We start from the raw sequence: 21541 nt of genomic DNA, 5'->3' as shown, positions 1-21541 counted from the left end.
CATGCATACAAACAAACGGATTTATTTATCTCCGCCGCATATGAGCGGAAAAGAACAGGAATACATCGCGGAAGCCTTCCGTTCCAATTGGATTGCGCCGCTCGGTCCGCTCGTCAATTCGTTTGAAGCGCGGCTGGCGGAATATGCGGGAGTGAAAAGCGCGGCGGCCGTAAGCTCGGGAACGGCGGCCATCCATCTTGCCCTGCGGCTTGCGGGTGTGAAAAAAGGAGACGCTGTATTTTGCCCCTCCTTTACATTTGTCGCCACGGCGAATCCGATTGTGTACGAGCAGGCAGAGCCCGTTTTTATTGATTCGGAATGGGAGACGTGGAACATGTCGCCCGACGCGCTTGAGCGGGCGTTCCGTGATGCAAACCGGCGCGGCAGGCTCCCGAAAGCGGTGATCGCCGTCAATCTTTACGGCCAAAGCGCAAAAATGGATGAACTCATGAGCCTTTGCGACGCATACGATGTCTGTCTGATTGAAGATGCTGCCGAGTCTTTAGGATCAACATATAAAGGCAGACAGAGCGGCACATTCGGCCGTTTCGGCATTTATTCCTTTAACGGAAACAAAATCATTACAACATCGGGAGGCGGCATGCTCGTGTCTGACGATGAAGCCGCGATTGAAAAAGCGAGGTTTCTTGCGTCACAGGCGAGAGATGCCGCCGTTCATTACCAGCACAGTGAGCTCGGTTATAACTACAGACTCAGCAACATTCTCGCAGGGGTGGGTATATCACAGCTGGAAGTGCTCGAAGATCGCGTCCGGGCGAGGAGAGACATTTTTCACAGGTATCGGGAAGCGCTCGAAACGTATCCGGGAATCCGCATGATGCCGGAGCTTGAAGGAACGGTTTCAAACCGCTGGCTCACGGCTTTGACGCTTGATAACGGCGTGACGCCGGAAGAAGCCGTCGCCTATCTTGCAGAACAGCATATTGAGGCCCGTCCGTTGTGGAAACCGCTGCATACGCAGCCGCTTTTCTCGTCTTCCGTCTTTTATCCTCACAGTGAAGATGAGCGGGTTTCTGAGAATCTTTTCAGCCGGGGGATTTGTCTGCCGTCCGGCTCTGACTTGTCTATTGACGAGCAGCAGCGTGTCATTGACGCACTTGCGCATCTGTTTGAAACGAAAGGGGAGAAAACATGGACAGCCGCCATGTCATGAGCCGATTAAAGGAGACGCTGGCAGGGCTGCTCAGCGTCATACCGCCCAAGTCTGACATCATTTATGCCGACTATCCCCTCTACGGAAATGTAGGGGATTTATTAATTATGAAAGGGACGGAGGCGTTTTTTAAAGCGCACGGCATCCGCGTGAAACAGCGCTGGAACCCTGATAATTTTCCATTCGGGCGCCGGGCGGGCAAAGAAACGATCATCGTCTGCCAGGGAGGCGGGAATTTCGGGGATCTTTATCCATACTATCAGACATTCAGAGAAAGAATCGTCAAAGCCTTTCCGGAAAATAGGATCGTCATTCTGCCGCAATCCATCTATTATCAGGATAAAACACGGCTGCGAAAGACAGCGGCGCTTTTTGCGGAGCACAAGGATCTGCATCTGTTTACGAGAGATCATGTGTCATACGAAACCGCGAAACGCTTTTTTTCGGCAAATCATATCGGGCTTATGCCGGATATGGCCCATCAGCTGTATCCGATACGGATGGCAGCGGCTCCGTCACGCGGCAGGCTTCATTTTATCCGCACGGACGGGGAAATCAATCCGAATCTGCAAACCGATTCTTCCGTTGAAAGCTGCGACTGGCAGCATGTGCTGTCAGCAAGTGACCGCCGGGGGATCGCTTTTTTCCAAACACTGAATGTTTTGAATAAAAAAGCGGGAAACCCGCTGCCGATTGCGCGGTTTTGGAAACGCTATTCCGATTTCTTAACGAAAAAAGCGGTCCTGTTTTTCAGCAGGTACGAATCGGTGGAAACGTCAAGGCTTCACGGCCACATTCTGTCCTCGCTTCTTGGGAAACCAAATACCGTCATTGATAATTCATACGGGAAAAACGCCAACTATTATCACACTTGGATGCACGAAGCGCCGGACGTCCGTCTGATCGGGGAAACCGCCGGCACGAAGGAAAACCTTCCGCTTTGAATGAGCGGAAGGTTTATTTTGTTTCTCCACGTTTTACTTTGTTATATGCCTCATCCAAATGCTGAATTCTTTTGAGCACAACCGAGTTCTTTGTCAGCTGATCCTGGACAAGGGTTGAGACGACGGAACGGTAATAGCTGTTCATCGCATGAATTCGGTCTTCATTCGGATTCATTTCAATATGCTGTGTAAAGTTTTCAATAAAATACGGAACAGAAAAAAGTTCTGACATCTATAAAGCAACTCCTTTTAATAAGTATATACGGTATGAAACCAATCATGTACAATGAAAAAAGGGGAGTGAGCATGATGGATATCAAACTTCAGCAAACACAAATGTTAAAGCCTCAATTAACGCAAGAGCTTAAACAGGCCATCACATTACTCGGATACAATTCCGCGGAACTGGCCGGATATATTGATGAGCTCTCACTGGAAAACCCTCTGATTGAACGAAAGGAAACAGACACGCCGCCACTATCTTACCATAAAACAAGTAAAAACAGGATGAAAGAACGGGACGGAAGCCAGCAGATCAGACTTACGCGCAAAACGCTGCAGGATTCGCTCAAACAGCAGGCCTTGGACATGAAGCTGTCCGATGATGAGAAGAAAATTTTTAATTATCTGATATATTCTTTGGATTCAAACGGATATTTAAATGAGGACATACAAGCTGCCGCCGACCATGTATCCGCATCATTGGAGGAGACGGAAGCGGTTCTTTCAAAGCTTCAATCGCTTGAGCCCGCGGGAATCGGTGCTCGGTCTTTGCAGGAATGCATCCTTCTTCAGCTCCGCCGTCTGCCCGAACGGAACGAACAGGCGGAATGGATTGCCGGCGACTATTTTGAGCTATTTGCAAGAAAGAACTGGAAAGCGCTTACAATGAAGACGGGCATTCCGCTGAAAGACATTCAGGACATCTTTGACATGATCAGCGCGCTTGATCCGAGGCCGGGGCTCCGTTATGCGCATGAGGAGCCGGGTTTTTATGTAGAACCGGATATTTTCATCACGGTGAAAAACGGCACCATTCAAGCGCGGCTCAACAGCCGTTCGTTCCCTGACATCCAGCTTCATGCCCATTACCAGCCGCTATTGTCAGCCGCCGGATGCCGTGATACGAAAAATTATCTGTCGGCGAAATATCAGGAATGGCGCTGGCTGAACCGGGCGTTGTCGCAAAGAAAACAAACCATCACGAGAATCATCGGCGTCCTGACTGAACGGCAGGCATCCTTTTTTCTCACAGGAAAAAGCGGAATGCAGCCGCTGACCCTAAGAGAGGTGGCGGAAACGCTGGAGCTCCACGAATCAACGATCAGCCGGGCCATCAAAGGGAAGTACGTCCAGACGCCGTACGGACTGTATGAAATGAAAACATTTTTCTCGGCGAAAGCTGAATCATCGGGAGACGGCGGCGCCTCCAATTATGCCGTAAAAGCGCATCTGGAAGCATTGGTCCGTAAAGAAGATAAAAAGAAACCTTTTTCAGACCAAAAGCTTGCCGATCTGCTGCACGAACAACATGACATCCGAATCTCCAGACGCACCGTCGCCAAATACCGTGACCAATTAAATATTCCGCCGTCATCTGCGCGAAAACGGTACAGCTGAAACCTCCCCGAGCCATGCCCGGGGAGGTTCTCCGTGTTACGGGATCATCCATGAAAACAGATGATGCTGTAAAAATGTCATGAGACAGACGAGCAGAAGCAAAAACAGACTGTGCTTAATCGTAAAGCGAAAAAGGTCAGCTTCCTTGCCCGCCAGACCGACAGCGGCACAGGCAACCGCAATGGATTGCGGAGAAATCATTTTTCCGGTGACACCGCCTGATGAATTGGCGGCGACGGAGAGAACCGGTTCCATCCCGACAGAGAGCGCCGTCACCTTTTGCAATCCGCCGAATAACAGATTGGCCGACGTATCAGAGCCGGTAATAAACACGCCGAGCCAGCCGAGCACAGGTGAAAAAAAGGTAAACATCGCGCCCGTCATGGCAAGCGCAAGACCGAGTGTCGTGCTCATGCCGGAAGCATTCGTCACATAAGCAAAGCCGACAACAGAAACGATGGTGACGATCGGAAGCGTCAATTCTTTCACCGTTTCTATAAACGCCCCGCCCCATGCCTTCCACGACATGCCGAGTGCGAACTTGGAGATGACGGCGGCAATCAGAATCGCCGTGCCCGCTGAACCGAGAAGCTCAAGCTTGTACACCGCTTCAATCGGCGTGCCATCCGCCTGAAGAATTTGCTGATTTACAAATGGGACGGGAGGCGTGAAAGTCAATGCACGCCCGGCTGCATTCAGCCAGGAAAGCCAAATTGACGTTCCTTCATAATGGCCGGTCAGGGCGGCCTTCACGCCGGGAATCCCCCAAACGGATATCATGGCCGTCAGAAGAAGAAAAGGAGACCACGCTTTAAATATTTGAGCGCCTCCGTACACGGCCGGCACCCCGTCGATGGACGCTGCTGATTCCCGTTCTGCCGCGAAACGAAAGGCCGTTTTCGGTTTCCAAAACTTTAAAAACACAGCGAGCGCGGCCATGGAAACTAGCGCTGACAGCACATCCGGCAGTTCAGGCCCTAAAAAGTTCGAGCTTGCGTACTGCACGGCCGCAAAGGAGACGCCGGAAACAAGAATGGCCGGCCATACTTCAAAAGCCTTTTTAAACCCGCTCATCAAAATAATTAAATAAAGCGGTATAAACACGGATAAAAACGGCAGCTGCCGGCCGACCATTTGGGAAATGTCCATAGCCGGTATCCCGGTCGGACCTTCGACGGCGGTAATCGGAATGCCGATCGCGCCAAAGGCAACGGGCGCCGTATTGGCAATCAGGCAAATCCCCGCCGCATAAAGCGGCTGAAAACCAAGTCCGACAAGCAAAGCGGCCGAGATCGCGACGGGAGCGCCGAAACCGGCGGCGCCTTCTAAAAACGCCCCGAAAGAAAAGGCGATGAGCAGCGCCTGCAAACGCCGGTCATCTGTAATCGACAGCACTGAACTCCGGATAATCTCAAATTGTCCCGTTTTCACGGTGATTTTATACAAAAAGACCGATGTGACGATAATCCAGCCGATCGGAAGCAGCCCGTACACCGCTCCCTGCGAGGCCGACAGCACCGCTTTTTCCGCCGGCATGCCGTACACAAATACAGCGATTAAAAGCGAAACGGCTAACGTCAAAAGCCCCGCTATATACCCCTTCATCCGTTTCACCGCAAGCGCCCAAAATAAGAAGATCATCGGCACGAGCGCGCAAGCTGCCGATAAAAGCAAATTTCCCCCTAATGGAGCATACCCCTGTGTCCATTGCATCCCTAAAAAACCCCTCCTTATGTCATGCAAGCGATTACTTTTATGATAAGGTCATCTGATGACCGGGTTAATTAGCATTATATTTTGAAAGTTTTGAAAATACAATCCTTTTCTTGAACAAATTGTCTGAACCTGTCGGCCGTGCGAAAAAAGAAGTATAATAGACGATAAACATCAAGATTCACAAGTGACGGGGTGATCGCGTTGAAATATAAACAAATTAAAACGAAAAAAATTTACGAAGAAATCGCTGATGCATTGCTGGAGAAGATAAAAGCGGGCGAGCTTAAGCCGGGTGAAAAGCTTGATTCCGTTCAGGCGCTTTCCGAGAGCTTTCAGGTCAGCCGCTCGGCGGTCAGAGAAGCGCTGTCGGCTTTAAAAGCGATGGGCCTCGTCGACATGAAGCAGGGAGAAGGCACATACATAAGAGAATTTGAGCCGTCCCATATTTCCCAGCCGCTTTCTTCCGCTCTCTTAATGAAAAAAGAGGATGTCAAACAGCTGCTCGAAGTGAGAAAGCTGCTTGAACTCGGCGTCGCCGCCATGGCCGCTGAAAAACGCACCGAAGAGGATTTACAAAAAATCCGCCAGGCCCTCATGGAGATGAAAGACATCGACGGAGACGAAGAATTGGGCGAAAAAGCAGATTTCTCCTTTCACATGGCGCTGGCGGAAGCATCACAAAACGGCCTGCTCAAGCATCTCATGAATCATGTCTCTGCGCTTCTTTTGGAAACGATGAGAGAAACGAGAAGAATCTGGCTGTTTTCTAAACGAACGAGCGTGCAGCGATTGTATGAAGAGCATGAACGCATTTACAGCGCCGTCGCGGCCGGAGACGCGGATGAAGCGGAAGCCGCGATGACCGCGCACCTGACCAATGTGGAAGAAGTGCTGGGGGCTTATTTTGAAGAAAATGTATAGAAGCTGACTTGTGAAAGGGGATAAGATCACATGCAGGCCGAATCTTTTTTTCCTGACCATGTAAAGAAAGCTCTGACAAACGATCCTCCCGGGGAGTGGATGCCGGCTGTTCCAAAAGCGTGCATCCCTCTGCATTCCGGCTATCCCGATCCCGCGCTCATTCCTGATAAGGAGCTGAAAGAAGCCGCGTCCCGCCTTCTGGATGAGGAGCGCGATCTGCCGCTGCATTATATGGGAAGTCCGAGGACGGCCGTTTTAAAAAAGCAGATTCAAGAACGGTTGGCCATCCGCGGCATTCGCTGCCGTGACGATGAACTGCTCGTGACCTCGGGCTCCTGTCAGGCGATAGATCTGGCAGCCCGGGTGTTCCTCGATGAACAAACCGCCGCTGCCGCAGAAGCTCCGGCTTACATGGAAGCGCTCGAGATTTTTAAAAATTACACACCGCATATGATAAGCATTCCGGCAGATCAAGACGGCCTGCAAACAGAAACATTAGCGTTCATGCTTGAGGAAAGAAAACGAAAAGGGCTTGTGCTTCCGCGTCTTCTTTACACGATACCCGCTTTTCAGAATCCTGCGGGAACCGTGATGTCAGCGAAGCGGAGAACCCGCCTGCTTCAGCTTGCCGACACATATGATTTTCTCATCTTGGAGGATGACGCATACGGCGAGCTCGGATTCACGGATATCCCGCCGTCATTGAAAGCCATGGATCAGAACGGCCGGGTGCTGTACGCCGGTTCATTTTCAAAAGTCATCGCCCCGGGTCTGAGAATCGGCTGGATTGCAGGGGACGCTGCATTCATCAAGGCGTTGTCTTGGTTTAAAAAAGACTTGGATCATCCATTTTCTCAAGCGGTGACCGCCGTCTATCTGGAACAAACGAATGTTGAAGAACGGCTCGCCGCCTTGCGTAAAGCATACCGGAGCAAACGTGACGTATTGATCGCCGCATTAAAGCAATATCTGCCGGAGTCCGCATCCTGGCACGTGCCGGACGGCGGTTATTTTGTCTGGGTGAAAGTGCCGGGGGCTGATACGTCTGCACTTCTGGAGCGGGCTCTTTCTCACGGTGTTTCCTATGTACCCGGTAAATATTTTTTTCTGCATCAGGAAGACGGCGCAGAATATCTCCGTCTGTCGTTCAGTTACGCAGGAAAAGCCGCGCTAAAAGAGGGGGTCCAACGGCTGGGATGCCTGCTGAAAAATGAGGCGTAAAGAAGCATTCGGGCTTCTCTTTTTTTGTGCTCTTAGCGCATCGGACAAAAGGATTTTTCAGAAAAACCTTCCAATCCATATTCAGAATAGTGTAGGATATTTATAGAGCTTTCCAAAAACAGGTCATCAGATGACCGGATCACATATTGAGGATGAAAGAGGGGTTCATCATGAAAGTCTCATTATTTGTCACGTGCCTTGTGGATATGTTCCAGACCAATGTCGGAAAGGCGACGGTTGAGGTGCTGGAACGGCTCGGCTGTGAGGTGGATTTTCCCGAGGGTCAGATTTGCTGCGGGCAGCCCGCATACAACAGCGGGTATGTGACGGACGCGAAAAAAGCAATGAAGCAGATGATTGCCGCGTTTGAAAAAGCGGAGTACGTCGTCAGTCCGTCAGGTTCCTGTACGACGATGTTCCGTGAATATCCGCATCTGTTTCAGGACGATCCGAAGTGGGCGGAAAAAGCGCAGCAGCTTGCGGACAAAACGTATGAGTTAACAGATTTTATCGTCAATGTTCTCGGAGTGGAGGATGTCGGGGCGGTGCTGCATAAAAAAGCGACATTACATACGTCGTGCCACATGACAAGGCTGCTCGGCGTGTCGGAGGAGCCGATGAAGCTTTTGCGCCATGTAAAGGGGCTTGAGTTTACTTCGCTTCCCGGAAAACATCAATGCTGCGGATTCGGAGGAACGTTTTCAGTAAAAATGGCGCAAATCTCTGAGCAAATGGTGGATGAAAAGGTCGCCTGCGTGGAAGAAACGGAGGCCGAGGTGCTGATCGGGGCGGATTGCGGCTGTCTGATGAATATCGGAGGGCGTCTTGACCGTAAGGATAAAAACGTCAGAGTCATGCACATCGCCGAAGTGCTGAACAGCAGATAAAAGGAGAAACCACAGGGGGGTAAAATCATGGCGATGAAAATCGGTACCGCCGCTTTTAAAGAGCGGGTATCAGAAGGAATAGATAATGAATTTATGAGAGGAGCCGTCTCCGGAGCGCAGGAACGGCTCAGGACGAGAAGGCTTCAGGCGGCAGAGGAATTGGGAAACTGGGAGGATTGGCGTTCCCATGCGGAGGAAATCAGACAGCATGTGCTGGACAATCTTGATTTCTATTTAGAACAGCTCGCCGAAAACGTCGCCAAAAGAGGGGGGCACGTATTTTTCGCCGAAACGGCGGAAGAAGCGTCCTCCTATATCCGCGATGTCATCCGGCAGAAAAACGCCAAAAAAATCGTAAAATCCAAATCCATGGTGACAGAAGAAATCAATATGAACGAAGTGCTTGAAGAAGAGGGCTGTGAAGTCACAGAAACGGATCTCGGCGAATATATTCTCCAGATTGACGATCACGATCCGCCGTCACATATTGTTGCTCCGGCTCTTCACAAAAACAAAGAGCAGATTCGTGACGTCTTTAAAGAGAGACTCGAATACAAACAGACGGAAAAACCGGAAGAGCTCGTCATGCACGCGCGCAGCGTCCTCCGGAAAAAATTTCTCGAAGCGGATGTCGGCATCACGGGCTGTAACTTTGCAATCGCGGATACGGGATCGGTCAGTCTCGTGACAAACGAAGGAAACGGCCGCCTTGTGTCCGCGCTGCCGAAGACGCAGATCACCGTGATGGGAATGGAGCGGATCGTTCCTTCATTTTCTGAGTTTGAAGTGCTTGTCAGCATGCTGACGAGAAGCGCCGTCGGCCAGCGGCTTACAAGCTACATTACGGCGCTGACGGGCCCCCGGCAGGAAGGAGAAGCAGACGGGCCGGAGGAATTCCACCTCGTGGTCGTGGATAACGGGCGTTCCCGCATACTCGGCACGGAATTTCAATCGGTGCTGCAATGTATCCGCTGCGCCGCCTGCATCAATGTCTGTCCCGTATACCGGCATGTCGGCGGACACTCGTACGGGTCCATCTATTCGGGTCCGATCGGCGCCGTCCTATCGCCCCTTCTCGGCGGATATGATGAGTATAAGGAGCTCCCGTACGCATCTTCCTTATGCGCGGCCTGCACGGAAGCGTGTCCTGTTAAAATTCCGCTGCACGAGCTGCTGCTCAAGCATCGGCAGAACATCGTGGAAAAAGAGGGCAAAGCGCCGTTCAGCGAAAAACTGGCCATGAAAGCCTTCGGGATCGGCTCGTCATCCCCGTCCCTTTATAAAATGGGATCAAAATGGGCGCCTGCAGCCATGACGCCGTTTACGGAAGATGACAAAATATCAAAAGGGCCGGGGCCGTTAAAGGGATGGACCGCAGTCCGGGACTTCCCGGCGCCGCATAAATCGAGATTCAGAGATTGGTTTTTTGACCGGGAAAAACAAAAGGGGGAAGAATGATGATGAAAGGGACGGTTAAACATCAGGAATCCTTTTTAAACCGGATCGCCGAACGTCTGGGCAGAGAGCGCAGAAAAGCAGGCGTGTCCCTGCCTGAATGGAAGTACCAGCCTCAATATGAAACGCATGCGGGCTGTACGGAAGATGATCTTGTCACGATGCTGAAAGACCATTGCGTCAACATTCATACCGAGCTGATCGAAACGGATGCCGCCGGGCTGTACGCCGCTTTGCGCACGCAGGTGGACCGTTTTGAAGGAGGGCCTGTCATCATTCCGAAAGACAGCCGCTTTGAAACGTACGGCCTGCAGACTCTTGTGTCGGAAGAGTGGCCGGATGAAGGCATTCCGGTTTGGGAATGGGATGCGGAACAAGGAGCGAAAAATATTGAAAAAGCGGAACAAGCGAATGTAGGCATTACATTCAGCGAGATTACGCTTGCTGAATCAGCCACCGTCGTTTTGTATGCGTCAGAGCATGCCGGCCGATCAGTCAGCCTGCTTCCGATCACCTATATCGCAATCATTCCGAAATCTTCCATTGTGCCGAGAATGACGCAGGCCAGCGATATCCTGAAACAGCAGATCAGAGACGGCGTCACCGTTCCTTCCTGCATCAACTATATTACCGGACCGAGCAACTCGGCCGATATCGAAATGGACTTGGTTGTCGGCGTCCACGGACCCGTGAAAGCCGCTTATATCCTTGTGAATGACCGATAAAAAACAACCCCCGGCCAAAACCGGGGGTTGTTTTTATATAAACGCGTTAATAATCATAATAAAACAAATCGCACTGACAGAAATAATCGTTTCCATCGCCGTCCATGTCAGGAACGTTTCTTTCACGGTCATTCCGAAATACTCTTTAATGAGCCAGAAACCGGAGTCGTTGACGTGAGAAAGAATCAGAGAGCCCGCTCCCGTTGCCAAAACAAGAAGCTCGCTGCTGACCCCCGGCATGACAGATGCAATCGGTGCAACAATACCGGCCGCCGTCATCATGGCGACAGTCGCTGAACCTGTCGCGACACGGATGACTGCCGCGATCGTCCAGCTTAAAAGAACGGGAGAGAAGCTCGAATGCTTCGCCATGTCTGCGATGTACGTGCCGACGCCTGAATCAATCAGAACGTTGTTAAAAGCGCCGCCGGCTCCGATCACGAGCAGAATGGAAGCGATCGGTCCCAGACAGTCATTGCTGAATTTTAAAATGCTTTCTCTGTTAAAGCCTTGATAAAATCCAAGGCTGAAAAAGGAGTAAACCGTGGCGATCAAAAGCGCCGTGACAGGGTCGCCGATAAATTTAAAAGTGTCATAGAGCGCGCTTTTTTCCGGAAGCGCAATTTCGGCAAGCGTTGCCATAAGCATCAGAATCACCGGTACTAATATCGTAAACAATGTATTTGCGAATCCCGGAAGCTTACGTTTTTCATTCCGTTCAATAAATTGTTTTTTCAACAGTTCGGGGACGGGTTTGTGAATGCGCTTACCGATCCATTTTCCGTAAAGCGGCCCTGCGATGATAGCAGTCGGAATGCCGACAATTAAAGAATACACAATCGTTTTTCCGACATTGGCGTGATAAATGCCGACAGCCGCCATCGCCGCAGGGTGGGGCGGAACCAATCCGTGCACGACGGAAAGTCCCGCAAGGAGCGGAATTCCGATCGTCACTAATGAAACACCGGTTTCAATCGCAATCGTAAACAGAAGCGGCACGAGCAGGACGAAGCCGACCTGGAAAAAGACCGGGATGCCGACGATAAAAGCGACGGCCACCATCGCCCAATGCACTTTCTTTTTGCCGAAACGGCCGATCAGGGTGTGGGCGATCCGCTCCGCACCGCCTGATTCAGCCATCATTTTTCCGAGCATCGTGCCGAGGGCCAGCACGATCGCAAGCAGAGACAGCGTATTGCCGAGCCCGGTTTTCATCGAAGTGATAATGTCCGGCAGCTTCATGCCCGCTGCGAAACCGACAAGAATGGATGTAATCAAAAGACTGATAAAAGGATTTAACTTAGCGACCGTAATCAATAAGAGTAAAACGATAATAGCGGCAATGACTATAAACAGTAACATGACCTTTTCACCCTTTCAAAGAAGAATTAACGGCTTTGTTTGAGCTGAAATTCACTGATGACGTCAAATTCATCTTTGAGCTTGTCATACAGCCGCTCGTATAAGTAAAACAGCTCAATATATGTTTCGCTGTTTTTGACATTCGGTTCATGACGGTGAGAAATTCTGATCCAGTCCTGAACATCCTCAATCTGTTCCATTTCGCCAATGCTGTGTAAAGCGAGGACGGCAGCTCCGAGCGCCGATGCCTCATAACTTTCCGGAACGAGGACTTCCCGTCCCATCGTATCGGACAAAATCTGCCTCCACAGCGGCGATCTCGCAAACCCTCCGGATGCCCGCACATCTTTTGCGGGGCCCGCCAAATCTCTCAGTGCGACACCGATCGAAAAGACGCTCATGATGACGCCTTCCAGCACCGCTCTGATAAAATGCTCCCGTTTATGGCGGAGGCTGATGCCGAAAAACGTTCCGCGGGCATTCGGATTCCAAAACGGCGCGCGCTCTCCTGATAAAAACGGCAGAAACAGCAGACCATCAGAGCCTGCGGGCACTTTATCCGCGATATCAATCATTAAATCGTACGGATCGATGCCAAGCCGCTTCGCCGTTTCGACCTCAGGAGAAGCGAATTCATCACGAAGCCAGCGCAGCATAATGCCTCCGTTATTCGTCGGTCCTCCGATGACCCAATGCTTGTCAGTCAGCGCATAACAGAACGTCCGCGCTTTTTCATCCGTCACCGGCTTATCCGTCACCGAACGTACGGCTCCGCTTGTTCCGATCGTAACGGCTACCTCGCCTTTGCCGATCGCGCCTACTCCCAGATTGGCAAGCACGCCGTCATTTGCGCCGATGATAAACGGAGTATTCGCATGAATGCCCATCCGTGCCGCGATTTCCGGCGCAAGGCCGCATAGCCGGTGAGTGGTCGGCACGATGTCCGACAGCTGATCTTCCCGGATTCCGGCAATCCGGAGCGCTTCTTCATCCCATGAAAGCGTCTCTAAACGGAACAGCCCCGTTGCCGAAGCGATCGAATAATCAACGACATAAGTTCCGAAAAACTCGTGCAAAATATATTCCTTAATACTGATGAATTTGGCGGCTTTCGCGAATGTCTCCTTATCCTGTTCTCTCATCCACACAATTTTGGAAAGGGGAGACATCGGGTGAATCGGTGTGCCCGTTCTTTTATAAATATCGAAACCGTTCATTTCTTTTAAAATCCGTTTTGATTGCTCGGCGCTGCGGTTGTCCGCCCAAATGATGCTTTTGGTCAGCAGGCCGCCGTTTTGATCGACAGCAATCAATGAGTGCATGGCGGTGCTGATACCGATTGCCAGCAGGTTGTCCGGGCTCAGTCCGGCCTTTGTGACGGCGCCTCTGATGCTCGCGATAACAGCTTCCAAAATGTGCTCGGGATCCTGCTCGGCCCATGCCGGCTTTGGCTGTATTAAATCATAGTGAACCGAATGTTTGGATAGCACTTTGCCTCTTGGTCCGAACAGAACGGCTTTCGTGCTGGTCGTGCCGATATCCAGACCGATAACAGCTTGGGTTTCCTTCATATATATCCCGCCTACTCTAATTGAATAATAAGATAGATTGATAATGTATGCCCTTACAAAGTCAATTATAGGAATAATTTTTTTATAAATCAACGATAGAGAAGAAAATTTTTTTCACAAAATTGCCTCAATTCCCGCTGTATCGGCTTTTCTCTTTGAAAAATAAATATTCAGAAAACGGTTACAAACGTTTGTGCGCGATCATTTTTCTGATTTGCTGCAAGTTGGCGAGCGTTTTCTCTTGCCGCAGACGGGCCGTTGCGAAATAAAGTGTATCAATGACCGTCAGCTGGGCGAGTCTTGCGGACATCGCTTCCGTTCGGAAGGCCGTCTCCCTTGTTGATGTATACAGCACAACGTCAGAAATCTGGGTGAGCGGCGACTTTTGGTAGCTTGTAATGCCGATCGTGCCCGCGCCGAGCGATTTGGCCGTTTTCACCGCGTCGAGCACATCCTTGTTGCTCCCCGAGTGAGAAATCCCAATGACTGCGCTTCCGGGACCGAGAAGACCCGCTGACATCGCCTGAAAGTGAGAGTCCGTGTGAGCGATGCAGTTTATGCCCGTGCGCATAAACTTATGATACGCATCTGTGGCGATCAGCCCGGAGCCGCCGTTTCCGTAAAATTCGATTCTGTCTGCGCCGTGAATCATCTCTACCGCTTTTTCAACATCGGCCGGATCTAACAACTGAAACGTATCGGTCAGGCCGGAAATATTTGCGCGGAAAACTTTTTGGATGATGACTTCGGTATCGTCATCAGGGCTCATTTCTTCATGAATGTGCTGCACAGGCTCCTGAACGATTTCCTGAGCAAGCGCGATTTTTAAATCCTGATAGCCGGAAAAACCGAGCCGCTTGCACAGCCTGAAAATCGTCGCTTCAGAGCTTTTCGTTTTTTCCGCCAGCTGAATGATAGAGAGATGAACCACGTCTTTCGGTTCCTTCACGATATGGTCTGCAATCGCTCTCAATTTTGGCGACAAGCCTTTGCTGGCTGCCTGAATCTTCCCGATACTGCTTGAATTGACAGGGGTCATGCTATAACCTCCCTATTCGAATGTAAACGCATACTTTTATGATAAAGCAAGTTTCAATATAAGGAAAACAGAATTTTAAAATTGTTTTTTCGATTTGGTGTATAAAAAAAGAGAAAGGCCGCCGATGATAGAAAGTGAGGAGGCATCTGGATGAAAAAAGCATGGATTCTCGTCATATCCTTCGGCATTGCGCTTGCGCTGTTTTTATACGCAAACACTAAGGTGAAAGCGGAAAGCGCGGCACCTGGAAAGCAAAGCCTTGTTTCCGGTTTTCAGCTGAGATTTTCGAATGACCGGGAAGGACAATAGGACGGTAAAAATTAGTATTGACTTTGAAATTAGAAGACTGTATATTATGTTACTATATTCAGAAAATAAAAACTCAAGAGATTCATTTAACATAAAACACTGTGAACGGGAGCAGTAAAAGAATCCAGTCAGAAAAAGAGAGCCGCGGGGTGGTGCAACGCGGACTGATTGTTCTTTGAACTCGCCCGGAAGTGGCAGGGCGGAACGGAATTATCGGAATATTCCCTATGTCCTAACGGCTGACCTTCGTTAAAAGGTTTTCAAGCTGGATTCCGGATATTTGGGATCAACAAGAGTGGTACCGCGGCTGCCTGAGGCACGCCGTCTCTTTTCTAAAAAGAGGCGGCGTGCTTTTTTATGTGATGAACACTTTTTGCGAGAGGGCGTGTGATAGATGGAAAAGGACAAGCAAACGTTGAAACGGACGATGTCGTCCAGACACATTATGATGATGGCGCTTGGAGGCGCAATTGGGGCCGGGCTCTTTAAAGGCAGCAGCACGGCGATTGATGAAGCCGGGCCTTCCGTGCTGCTGGCCTACCTCCTCGGCGGAATCATTCTGCTGTTTATTATGCAGGGGCTGGCCGAAATGGCTGTCAGAAACAAACATGCAAGAACGTTCCGTGATTTGGTTGAGCAGTCTCTCGGATCGTACGCTGCATACTTTTTAGACTGGATCTATTGGAAAATGTGGGTGCTCAATATTGCCGCAGAGGCGGTCGTAGCCGCCATTTTCATTCAATATTGGCTGCCGGAATGTCCGATATGGATACTCGCTTTGATTATTTCCATTGTGGTAACGGTCGTAAACATGCTTTCTGTGAAGCTTTTTGCCGAGACAGAGTACTGGCTTGCGCTCATTAAAATTACGGTGATTGTCATCTTTATTTTATGCGGAATTCTGCTTTTATTTTTCTCATTCGGCAATCACACGGCGCCGGGGCTGTCTCATTTAACGGATCACGGAGGGTTCTTCCCGCATGGAGCGGGGGGCGTCATTACGGCGATGCTCGTCGTGATCTACTCATACGGCGGAACGGAAATCATCGGCGTCACGCTGGCGGAGACAAAAAACCCCGAAAAGGTGATTCCGAAAGCTGTCCGAAGCACGTTAACGCGGATTGTCGCTTTTTATTTGCTGCCGTTTTTCATCATCGTCAGCCTGATTCCTTGGAATCAAGTCAACAGCGTTCCCGAAAGCCCGTTTGTCATAGTATTTAAGATGATCGGAATTCCGGGTGCCGACCATATTATGAATGCCGTCATTCTTCTTGCGATTATCTCGTCTATGAACTCGGGATTGTATGGGTCATCCCGCGTCTTATTTACGCAGGCTTCTGACGGCCGGGTGCCGAAAATCTTTTCAAAACTATCGAAGAAAAAGGTTCCCGTCTATGCGATTCTGACTTGTACGTCATTTTTATATGTAGGCGTTCTGATTTCTTTATTTGCAGGAAGCCAGACGTTTAATTATTTGATGGGTTCACTCGGCTATACCGTGCTGTTCATCTGGCTGATTATCGGATTCGCCCATTTGAAATCAAGAAAACATTCAACAGAACAGCCGGCTTATTACGTCAAATGGTTCCCGTACACGACCTGGTTCGCGGTGCTTGCGCTTTTGGCCATCCTGATCGGCGTAATTGCGACGACATCCATTGTCATCACATGCATCACCGCGGCCATCTACCTGCTTATTACGGCTGCGTATCTCGTGAAAGGGAGACATCAATAAACAAAAAAACTCTTGCCCCGCGGCAAGAGTTTTTTTAATGAGCGGCCTTTTTTTCTGCGGCCAAAGCAGGTGTTTTCAGTCTCTTTGGTGTTATATTCACAAAGCAAATGCTTGTGACAATCAGAAGCAGTCCGGCCAAAAGGCTGACGGTCAGCGGCTCATGCAGGAATATCGAGCTGACGACAATGGATATAAGCGGGATCAGGAAGGTGTAAGAGGCAACCTTGCTTGCTTCCCCTGAACCGACAAGCGTAAAAAAGGCGAGCCAGCCGAGCGCGATGACAAATACCGAAATGAACAGAAGGCTCAGAATGAACGGAGCTTTCCATTGAATCGCTGAAAAGCTTTCTGAAAAACTGCCGGAGCTCACAAGCAGCACGCCGCCGATCAGAAGCTGAAGAGCGACCATCCAGATCGAGTCCGCGCGTCCGCCCGTTCTTTTCACATATACCGTGCCGAGCGCCCAGCTGACTGCGGAGCCTAAGGCCAAAAGAATGCCGGCGATGGAAATATGACCTCCGAAACCGGCTGAGCTGATGACGGCGACACCGGAAAAGCCCAGAATAAGCCCGGCTATTTTCAAAGGATACATCGATTCCCCGAGCCACAGCCAAGAAAAAACACCCATTAAAACAGGCTGGAAAAACACAATGGCTGAAAATAGGCCGGCAGGCAGGTAATTCAAGCCGACCGTTTGCAGGCCGTAAAATAAAGTAATATTTAAAATAGCAGAAATCAGATAGATCGGCCACGTTTCTTTAAAACGCAGCTTTTTAAAACGGGGCAGCGCCACCATTAATAATAGAATTCCGCCGATCAGCGTGCGGATTCCGGCAAACAGAAGTGGCGGCGAATAGGCAAGCGCGGCCTTTGTCAGCGGCCAGTTAATCCCCCATACCGTAACTAAAAACGCCAGCATGAGAGCTGTCTGTATTTTCGAAAGCTGTTTCACGTCGTTCACTCCTTGTAGAACAATTCCATCATATGATACGGTAATCAGCAAGATAAATAAAATGAATCTTTTTTATAAGGAGCATAAGTAAAACGTTATGACGATTACACAACTGCGGGTTTTTGTTCAAATTGCTGAAACGGGAAGCTTTACAAAAGCGGGGCAGGCGCTGAATATGACGCAGCCCGCCGTCAGCCATGCCATTTCTGCGCTTGAGTCAGAGCTCGGCATTAAGCTGATCATCCGCGAGCGCCGCAACGGCTTAAGGCTCACGGACACGGGCGGAAAAATTCTCGTCCATATCAGAGAGGTGCTCAAAGGCATAGAAAAAGCCGAACAGCTGGCGGCCGCGGAAAGAGGGCTTGAACAGGGAACGATTCACGTCGGCACATTTCCGGCCGCTTCCGCTTATTTCATTCCAAAGCTGATCAGCATGTTTAAAAAGCGGTATCCGAAGCTTGAATTGGTGCTTCATGAAGGAACGGTCAACGAAGTAAAGGAATGGCTCCGTTCCCGGGTAATAGATGTAGGTATTACTCTTTTTCCTACGGAAGATATGGAATATCTGCCGCTGAAAAAAGATAAAATGGCCGTCGTGCTTAGAAATGATCATCCGCTTTGCAGCTGTGAGTCAATCACTCTGAAAGACCTTGACTGCCAGCCGATGATCATCTGTGACGGAGGGTACGAATCACCGCTTATTGATATGTTTAGGGAGGCAGGATCTGTGCTGACTGCCGCATTCACTGTTTACAACGTCAATACGTCCATCAGCATGATTAAAGAAGGGCTGGGAATCGCGATATTATCACAAATGTCTATGTCGGGAATATCGCTGCCGGACAATGTCGTGACGAGAGATCTGAATCAGGCGTTGTACCGCGATGTTCTGCTTGCCGTTCCTTCCGTAAAAGAGGCTTCATTGGCGGCAAAACTTTTTATTCAAATCGCGCAGGAACTCACAAAGAATGAATAAAAGACCCTAATCATCTTAGGGTCCTGAATCTTATCGGTTAATTTTAAAAGAGTTTGTCGTATTGACAAGTTTTGAACCGCTGAACGTGGCTTTGACACGATAATAACCTGTCTTGCATCCTTTTAAAGAGAATGACTTAGTCACCCTTACTGAGAATGAAAAGGTTGTTTTTTTGCAAGTCGTCCATTTCTTTCCTGACTTTCGCTGTAAGTATAGGTTTCCTTTAAAGGTTCGATTAGACGGATACGGTGTACTGAGAGTAAAATCGACAGTTTTCGCTTTTTTCGTGTAGTAGGAGGCATCGGTAAATCCGCTTACATTTAAATGCTGCTGAGTGCCGTCATAAAAGTCTGCGGCGTATGCCTTATCGGTGTTTCCTGTAAAAAAGATTGCTGCCAGTAAAGCTGTTGTGAGTGCCATTAAGATTTTTTTACGCATATAGACAATGACTTCCTTCCTATTCAATATCATACATATCTTAACATTATTGGGTCTGTTCTTTCAACGATAGATTTTCACTTTTATAGGATGAAAAGCTCTTGATATCTGAATGTAATAGATTCATTCATACAGAGTTCACTAGTGACGACCGCTTACTGATTGTTCGAAGATCATCGAATCAAATTGTTTAACTCACGTGATAAGCTGTGGTAAGGTGGGTGGTAGAGACCTTGTTTAAGATCTGCTTACACTAAACCATAAAGGAGAAAACGATGGCTGAACATACATTGAAAGATACTGCGTTTTCCGTATTGAATTTATCGCCGGTCGTACAGGGGGGAACGGTTGCTGAATCGTTCCGCAACAGCATGGATTTAGCGCGCCGCGCCGAGGAGTGGGGCTATAACCGCTATTGGCTGGCGGAGCATCATAATATAGAAGGCGTCGCCAGCTCGGCAACGTCAGTGCTGATCGGCCACATCGCCGGCGGCACGAAAAAAATCCGCGTCGGTTCAGGCGGCATTATGCTGCCGAATCATTCGTCACTTATAATCGCGGAGCAATTCGGAACCCTTGAAACGTTATATCCAGGGCGGATTGACCTCGGACTCGGACGTGCGCCGGGAACCGACCAATTAACGGCAAGAGCCTTAAGAAGAAACATAAACAGCGGGGAGGATTTCCCGGAGCAGCTTGAAGAATTGAGAAATTACTTCAAACCGACAGGCAATGTGCGCAATCAAGTCCGCGCCATTCCGGGCGAAGGGCTGGACGTGCCGATCTGGCTTCTGGGCTCAAGCGGCTTCAGCGCACGCCTTGCCGGAGAGCTCGGGCTTCCGTTCGCCTTTGCGGCTCATTTCTCACCGAAAAACACCGTGCCGGCTCTTGAGTTATACCGAAGCTCCTTCCGTCCGTCAGACGTACTGGATAAACCGTACGCGATGGTCGGCGTTACCGTTATTGCCGCGGACACGGATGAAAAGGCGGAGCATCTGGCGACATCGCATTATCAAAGATTTTTAGACCTCGTCCGCGGCACGCCGAACCAGCTGAAGCCCCCTGTTGAAGACATGGATCAAATCTGGTCGCCGTATGAAAAAGCGATGGTCAATGAACAGCTCAGTTCAACGATCGTCGGCGGACCGGATCGTGTGAAGGAAAAGCTGGAAAGCTTCATCCGGACAACACAGGCGGATGAAATCATGGTCAATTCAGAAAGCTTTGAGCATGCCGACAGAATGCGGTCGTTTGAAATCATCGCCGAATTAAAAAACAGCTGATCAAAAAAAGCAATGTGCGCAGCACATTGCTTTTTTCATTCGCCGATCCGCCTGACGGAATTCCGGATGACGAGTTCCGGATCATACACGACGTCATCTTGCTTCGGTTTTTTATGTTCTAAGCAGTCGATGACGTATTTTGCCGCCGCTTTCCCCATAATGGATTTCGGGTGCTTGACAGAGGTGAGCTTCACCTCGGAAATCTGGGCGAAATGTGAATCATCATAGCCCATGACTGACACGTCATCAGGCACCTTTAAGCCGAATTCTCTGAGAAGATTAATCGTCTTCAGCGCAATTTCATCATTATAACAAAGAATGGCCGTCGGGTATGACCCGCTGTTTTGCTCAAGGGTATCCTTAATCTTTTGGAGAAGCACGGTTTCTTTTTCCTCAGTCGTGTAAGTTACGATCATGTCCGGAGACGGGAAGATTCCGCGCTCCCGATGCGCCTGCAGATAGCCGTTCATTCGTTTGACGCCCTGCGTGTCATCCGCTTTAAAAATTCCCATAATGTGCGTGTGGCCGAGGGACATGACGTATTCGCAAGCCATCATGCCGCCTTTGACATCATTGACGGAAAAGCTCGGTGCGGCCAGCTCCGCATAAGAAGCGTTAATCATGGCAAAAGGAATGCCGTTTTTCTCCAGATTGAGATAATAGCCGATGTTGGGCGTCTGCAGCGCGCTTTTCGTAGGCTCGACAATCAGCCCGTCTATATTTTTAGACAGCAGGTTTTCAAGGCCACGTCGTTCACTTTCTGTATTGTTGTTGGTGCTCGTCAGCAGCATGGAATAGCCTTGTTCGCTTAAATAAGATTCGATTCCCCTGATGATGCTCGGGAAAATATAGTCTGATATGTACGTTGTAATGACGCCGATCGTTTTGTTTGAATGCATGGCTGATTTCGCCGTGCGTGAAGCGACAAAGGTGCCTCCGCCCTGAACGCTGTACAGCAGCCCCTGCGAGACTAAATCCCCGATCGCTTTTCTGATGGTATGGCGGCTGACGCCGAACTGCTGCATCAGCTCATTTTCCGTAGGCAGCTTTTGGTCAGGCTGTATTTTCCCTTGATTCAGCCATGAACAAATTTCTTCTTTTACTTGAGCATATTTCGGTAGCATATCAATTCCTCCAAAATGTATACGGACAAATTCCAGTATAACATAGTAAGCCCTTTCATCAAGTCGTAAAAACAATTGACAGATTCTGA

20 protein-coding genes and 1 other annotated feature are annotated in these 21541 nt (G+C 49.6%); of the genes, 12 read left to right on the top strand and 8 right to left on the bottom strand.

All coding sequences use genetic code 11. The features are described 5' to 3' along the window. The first annotated feature begins 1 nt into the window (after window position 1). Both AADZ70_RS11855 and AADZ70_RS11850 read left to right on the top strand, forming a co-directional pair. Window positions 2–1174, top strand: coding sequence for an aminotransferase class I/II-fold pyridoxal phosphate-dependent enzyme (locus tag AADZ70_RS11855; protein WP_342007084.1), 1173 nt, complete (start codon window positions 2–4; stop codon window positions 1172–1174). Continuing rightward, the gene (locus AADZ70_RS11850; protein ID WP_342007083.1) at window positions 1153–2118 is read left to right on the top strand and encodes a polysaccharide pyruvyl transferase family protein; all 966 of its coding nucleotides are present in this window, start codon (window positions 1153–1155) and stop codon (window positions 2116–2118) included. The genes AADZ70_RS11855 and AADZ70_RS11850 overlap by 22 nt, the downstream gene beginning before the upstream one ends. A 13-nt stretch (window positions 2119–2131) precedes the next feature. Here AADZ70_RS11850 and yvfG read toward each other — a convergent pair whose 3' ends face one another. Further along, window positions 2132–2350: a protein YvfG gene (gene yvfG, locus AADZ70_RS11845; RefSeq protein ID WP_003151570.1), complete on the bottom strand. Its 219-nt coding sequence runs from the start codon at window positions 2348–2350 to the stop codon at window positions 2132–2134. Between the two features lie 77 nt (window positions 2351–2427). Between yvfG and rpoN the strand changes: the two genes are divergently transcribed. Beyond that, a complete protein-coding gene (rpoN, locus tag AADZ70_RS11840; protein WP_049628769.1) occupies window positions 2428–3738 on the top strand; it encodes an RNA polymerase factor sigma-54 in 1311 nt (436 codons plus the stop codon). Window positions 3739–3774: 36 nt separating this feature from the next. Here the strand turns inward: rpoN and lutP are convergent, their stop codons facing one another. Continuing rightward, window positions 3775–5451, bottom strand: coding sequence for an L-lactate permease LutP (lutP, locus tag AADZ70_RS11835; protein ID WP_342007082.1), 1677 nt, complete (start codon window positions 5449–5451; stop codon window positions 3775–3777). Window positions 5452–5655: 204 nt separating this feature from the next. Here lutP and AADZ70_RS11830 point away from each other — a divergent pair, with 204 nt between their 5' ends. The 5 genes from AADZ70_RS11830 (at window position 5656) to AADZ70_RS11810 (ending at window position 10663) form a co-directional block, all read left to right on the top strand. After that, the gene (locus AADZ70_RS11830; protein WP_060964222.1) at window positions 5656–6375 is read left to right on the top strand and encodes a FadR/GntR family transcriptional regulator; all 720 of its coding nucleotides are present in this window, start codon (window positions 5656–5658) and stop codon (window positions 6373–6375) included. 30 nt (window positions 6376–6405) lie between these two features. Further along, window positions 6406–7596: a PLP-dependent aminotransferase family protein gene (locus tag AADZ70_RS11825; RefSeq protein WP_188154428.1), complete on the top strand. Its 1191-nt coding sequence runs from the start codon at window positions 6406–6408 to the stop codon at window positions 7594–7596. 170 nt (window positions 7597–7766) lie between these two features. Beyond that, a complete protein-coding gene (locus AADZ70_RS11820) occupies window positions 7767–8483 on the top strand; it encodes a (Fe-S)-binding protein (protein WP_016937872.1) in 717 nt (238 codons plus the stop codon). A 27-nt stretch (window positions 8484–8510) separates the two neighbouring features. Beyond that, window positions 8511–9941: a LutB/LldF family L-lactate oxidation iron-sulfur protein gene (locus AADZ70_RS11815; protein WP_045925923.1), complete on the top strand. Its 1431-nt coding sequence runs from the start codon at window positions 8511–8513 to the stop codon at window positions 9939–9941. Further along, window positions 9941–10663, top strand: coding sequence for a lactate utilization protein C (locus AADZ70_RS11810; RefSeq protein ID WP_342007081.1), 723 nt, complete (start codon window positions 9941–9943; stop codon window positions 10661–10663). The genes AADZ70_RS11815 and AADZ70_RS11810 overlap by 1 nt, the downstream gene beginning before the upstream one ends. A 33-nt stretch (window positions 10664–10696) precedes the next feature. Here the strand turns inward: AADZ70_RS11810 and AADZ70_RS11805 are convergent, their stop codons facing one another. The 3 genes from AADZ70_RS11805 to AADZ70_RS11795 all read right to left on the bottom strand — a co-directional run bounded on the left by AADZ70_RS11805 (window position 10697) and on the right by AADZ70_RS11795 (window position 14635). Next, window positions 10697–12025, bottom strand: coding sequence for a GntP family permease (locus tag AADZ70_RS11805; RefSeq protein WP_016937875.1), 1329 nt, complete (start codon window positions 12023–12025; stop codon window positions 10697–10699). Window positions 12026–12051: 26 nt separating this feature from the next. Beyond that, window positions 12052–13596 (bottom strand): gluconokinase, encoded by a 1545-nt coding sequence (gene gntK / locus AADZ70_RS11800; protein ID WP_064778601.1) that lies wholly within the window; start codon window positions 13594–13596, stop codon window positions 12052–12054. A 181-nt stretch (window positions 13597–13777) separates the two neighbouring features. Then, a complete protein-coding gene (locus AADZ70_RS11795; protein WP_049627435.1) occupies window positions 13778–14635 on the bottom strand; it encodes a MurR/RpiR family transcriptional regulator in 858 nt (285 codons plus the stop codon). A 150-nt stretch (window positions 14636–14785) separates the two neighbouring features. Here AADZ70_RS11795 and AADZ70_RS11790 point away from each other — a divergent pair, with 150 nt between their 5' ends. Together AADZ70_RS11790 and AADZ70_RS11785 are read left to right on the top strand one after the other, a co-directional pair. Beyond that, a complete protein-coding gene (locus AADZ70_RS11790; protein WP_016937878.1) occupies window positions 14786–14944 on the top strand; it encodes a hypothetical protein in 159 nt (52 codons plus the stop codon). A gap of 92 nt (window positions 14945–15036) precedes the next feature. Beyond that, window positions 15037–15276: a binding site (T-box leader), on the top strand. Window positions 15277–15338: 62 nt separating this feature from the next. After that, a complete protein-coding gene (locus tag AADZ70_RS11785) occupies window positions 15339–16679 on the top strand; it encodes an amino acid permease (RefSeq protein ID WP_047477202.1) in 1341 nt (446 codons plus the stop codon). Window positions 16680–16713: 34 nt separating this feature from the next. On the opposite strand, the gene AADZ70_RS11780 is transcribed toward AADZ70_RS11785, so the two are convergent. Next, on the bottom strand, window positions 16714–17631 hold the full coding sequence (locus AADZ70_RS11780; protein WP_342007080.1) for a DMT family transporter: 918 nt from the start codon (window positions 17629–17631) through the stop codon (window positions 16714–16716). Window positions 17632–17728: 97 nt separating this feature from the next. Between AADZ70_RS11780 and AADZ70_RS11775 the strand changes: the two genes are divergently transcribed. After that, on the top strand, window positions 17729–18607 hold the full coding sequence (locus AADZ70_RS11775; protein WP_342007079.1) for a LysR family transcriptional regulator: 879 nt from the start codon (window positions 17729–17731) through the stop codon (window positions 18605–18607). Window positions 18608–18637: 30 nt separating this feature from the next. Here the strand turns inward: AADZ70_RS11775 and AADZ70_RS11770 are convergent, their stop codons facing one another. Further along, window positions 18638–19045 carry a hypothetical protein gene (locus tag AADZ70_RS11770; RefSeq protein WP_045925929.1) on the bottom strand — a complete coding sequence of 136 codons (408 nt, stop codon included), beginning with the start codon at window positions 19043–19045 and terminating at the stop codon, window positions 18638–18640. Window positions 19046–19320: 275 nt separating this feature from the next. Between AADZ70_RS11770 and AADZ70_RS11765 the strand changes: the two genes are divergently transcribed. Then, window positions 19321–20328, top strand: a complete 1008-nt coding sequence (locus AADZ70_RS11765; protein ID WP_064778603.1) for an LLM class flavin-dependent oxidoreductase — start codon at window positions 19321–19323, stop codon at window positions 20326–20328. Between the two features lie 35 nt (window positions 20329–20363). Here AADZ70_RS11765 and AADZ70_RS11760 read toward each other — a convergent pair whose 3' ends face one another. Further along, complete coding sequence (locus AADZ70_RS11760; protein WP_047477197.1) at window positions 20364–21452, bottom strand: GntR family transcriptional regulator; 1089 nt, start codon at window positions 21450–21452, stop codon at window positions 20364–20366. Window positions 21453–21541 lie beyond the last annotated feature (89 nt).

Source organism: Bacillus sp. YBsi01, from assembly GCF_038406745.1.
GTDB lineage: Bacteria > Bacillota > Bacilli > Bacillales > Bacillaceae > Bacillus > Bacillus siamensis.
Note: the sequence above shows the minus strand (reverse complement) of the source record. Positions and strands in the feature narration are given on the sequence as shown.